Source organism: Methanobrevibacter cuticularis (assembly GCF_001639285.1).
Taxonomy (GTDB): Archaea; Methanobacteriota; Methanobacteria; order Methanobacteriales; family Methanobacteriaceae; genus Methanobaculum; species Methanobaculum cuticulare.
Genome location: NZ_LWMW01000165.1, coordinates 1 through 3,566, shown reverse-complemented (window position 1 = coordinate 3,566; position 3,566 = coordinate 1). Strand labels below are relative to the sequence as shown.

1 protein-coding gene is annotated in these 3,566 nt (G+C 32.1%); it reads right to left on the bottom strand.

The window, feature by feature from the left end; genetic code table 11:
- On the bottom strand, positions 1-3,529 hold a 3,529-nt coding region (locus MBCUT_RS10195; protein WP_157082589.1), incomplete at its 3' end, for a beta strand repeat-containing protein.
- Positions 3,530-3,566 lie beyond the last annotated feature (37 nt).

Here is a 3,566-nt window from a genome sequence, read left to right as displayed (position 1 = left end):
TGTATTCATTTGCATCTAAGCCAGTGATATTCACTCTACCTACACCATTAGTGAATGTCACATTGTAAGTTATGTTGTTTATGATTACTTCATAAACTCCATCTATGATAGCTGTGCCATTAGGTGTAGTTGCATTAATCACCACAGTAAGATTATCACCATAGGTAACATCAGAAGCTGTAATGTTTAAGTTTACATTATCTTTAAAACTAGTACTAAGATTTGTACTTGTAGCATTATAATCATCTGTACTTGCAAAGCTTATTGATAAGTTTTGGTTTCCAAGTTGACCATAATCATAGTCAGTGAATACTCCAGTTCCATTAACAAATGTAACATTCTGATTTAGACCATTAATAGTAACTTCGAATATGGTAGGTGCTAGACCCCAAATATTTGGATTGATATGTAAAGTTATATCAGCTACACTATTATTTACAATAGTTAGTTGATCAACAGTAATATTTGTAATATTACCTTTACTAATAACTCCAATTAGTGTGAAGCTACCAATGATAGTGCCATTTGAGTTTTTAAAGACTATATCTGGATTAGCAATAGTTTGAATAGGAACTTCAATTATACCAGAATTGTTCAAACCAAACTCTTTGAAAAAGGTACCATTCCAATAAACACCATTCATAGAAGGTAATAAATCAGAACCAGTACTATCACTAGAACCATTCAAATACACAGTATAATTAAATTCTAATAAATCACCAACAGAATAATTACCACTTAAATCACTCATATTAGTAATACCAAGCACATAGTAGCTATTCACAACTATATTACTCATAGTTGGTATGCCGTTGTAGCCATAGTAGTTATAATCAGCATCTACATTATAAATAATGTTACCAGAAGTAATAGGAGTAGTCTGATTAAAGAACACATTATAATTCACTTTCACATTAGGAGTATTAACACGAATAACACCATTAGTATTAGAATTACCTACAAAAACATTACTAATAATATCAGCACTAACAGTACCATTAGTACCATTAAGGAGATAGATTGCTCCAGCAGCACTAGTTGCGGTGTTGTTTACAAAAGTGGAATTAGCAATATCAACACTAACAACACCATTAGTACCACTATTTACATAAATTGCACCACCATTACTAGTTGCAGTGTTATTTGAGAAGGTAGAACCAGACACACTAACACTAACAGTACCATTAGTACCACTATTTACGAAAATTCCTCCACCACTAGACGCATTGTTGTTTTCAAAAGTGGAATTAGCAATATCAACACTAACAACACCATTAGTATCAGTAACTACACAAATTGCACCACCATAAGCAGTTGCAGTGTTATCAGAGAAAGTAGAACCAGACACACTAACACTAACAGTACCATTAGTACCACTAGTTACATAAATTGCACCACCATAAGGAGTTGCAGTATTATCTGAGAAAGTAGAATCTGCAATATTAACAACACTAGAACCATTGATACCAGTAAAGACAATAATTGCAGCACCAGCATTAGCAGTTGCAGTATTATCTGAGAAAGTAGAACCTGCAATATTAGCAACACTGTAACCATTAATATGATTAAATACACTGATTGCGCCACCAGCAGTTGCAGTGTTATTTGTAAAATTAGAATCATTAATACTGAGTGCTACCTTACCATTAATACCACTATTACCATCATTAGAATAGGCAGTAATTGCACCACCATTAGCAGTTGCAGTATTATCTAAGAAATTAGATCCAGACACATTAACATTAACTGTAGTATTAGCACCATTAGTGGCATAAAGTGCACCACCAGAAGTTGCAGTGTTATTTGTAAAATTGGAATTAATAATATCAACACTATCAGTACCATTAGCACTACTAGTCACATGAATTGCTCCACCATAAGTAGCATGGTTATTTGAGAAGGTAGAATCAGACACACTAGCATTAGCTTTAGCATTATTTGAACTGATCTGAATTGCGCCACCATTAGCAGTTGCAGTATTATCTGAGAAAGTAGAACCTACAATATTAACAATACTATAACTATTCTTATCATTATAGACAGTAATTGCAGCGCCATTATTAGTTGCGGTGTTATCTGAGAAAGTAGATCCAGACACGCTAACATTAACTGTACCATTAGGACCATTACCTACATAAACTCCTCCAGCATTAATTGCGGTGTTGTTTACAAAAGTAGAATTAACAATATGAAGACTAACATTACTATTAAAACTACTAATTAGACAAACTCCTGCACCCTGATTTGCGTTGTTATTTTCAAAAGTGGAATTAACAATATCAACACTAAGAGTACTATTAGCACTACTAGTCACATAAATTGCTCCAGCACCACTAATTGCAGTATTGTTTACAAAAGTAGAATTAAGAATATCAGCACTACCAGTACTGTTAGCAAAGGTACTTATAGCAATTGCTCCACCATAAGCAAAACTTGAAGCATAGTTAGGGTTGTTGCTTACATATGTTATAACATTGTAGTCGTTGCTAGTGAAATTAGAGTTATTTACTTCTAGATTACTATTGGAATATATTAGATTATAAATACTAGAACTTGTGGTTTTTTTGCCACTGCCTCCATCAGTGATTATGGTTGTGTTTTTGTTGTAGTTTCTTGTCTCATTATAGTTGTTGATGTTGTTTTTGAAGTTGGATTGTGTGATAATTAAATCACCAGTATTAACAATCATTGCATAAGCGTAATTAGTACTTTGTTCACCGATAACAGTTGTATTGTTGGGGTTTCGAAGATTGATGGTTATGTTTTGGTCGTTGTTCCAGTTGAATTGTCGATTTATTGTTGTTTTTATTGTGTTGTTTGTGAATTCTGATCTTGTGATATTAAGCCTACCTTTATTAACAATAAAACCAGAACCAGCAACACTACTATTATAAATTGTATTATTAAAATACAAAGTAGTAATATTAGTATAAGGAACATTCTGATATTCTTGGTAGTTTATGTTCATGTTATTGTTAATGAATGTTGTATCGATTATGTTCATTTGTCCATTGTTACCAATAAGGTAACCAGATTCAAAACTATCATCTTCTAACACATCATTACTTGTATAGGTTGTGTTCTCACGAATATTAAACGATAAAGTATTATCTGTAATTACACAGTTTTCTATTGTTAAATAACCATTATTATTTATTAAATAGCTATTATTACCAATTATTGCGTTTTTTATTGTTAAGTTTGACAGTGTTAGTTTCACACCTGAGTTAATTGTGAATAACTTACTACCACCACTTAAATCAATTACTGTGTTGGCTTTATTAGAACCAGTAATTGTTAAATTCTTATTTATTATTATGTCTTTGTTATTGTTGCCTGAATAAACACCATCAGACATTATTATCTTATCGTTAGCTAGAGAGCTATTAACAGCACCACTAATACCACCATCAGTCGCATTAGTAATGTTACGATCTGTTGCAAAACTAGTTGATAAACCAACCATTACCAACAAAGCAAAAAGCAACAATAAGACCATCACAAAAGACGTCTTTTTAAACTTATTCATAATATCTTTCACCTCATCATTAAAATATAATATCTCA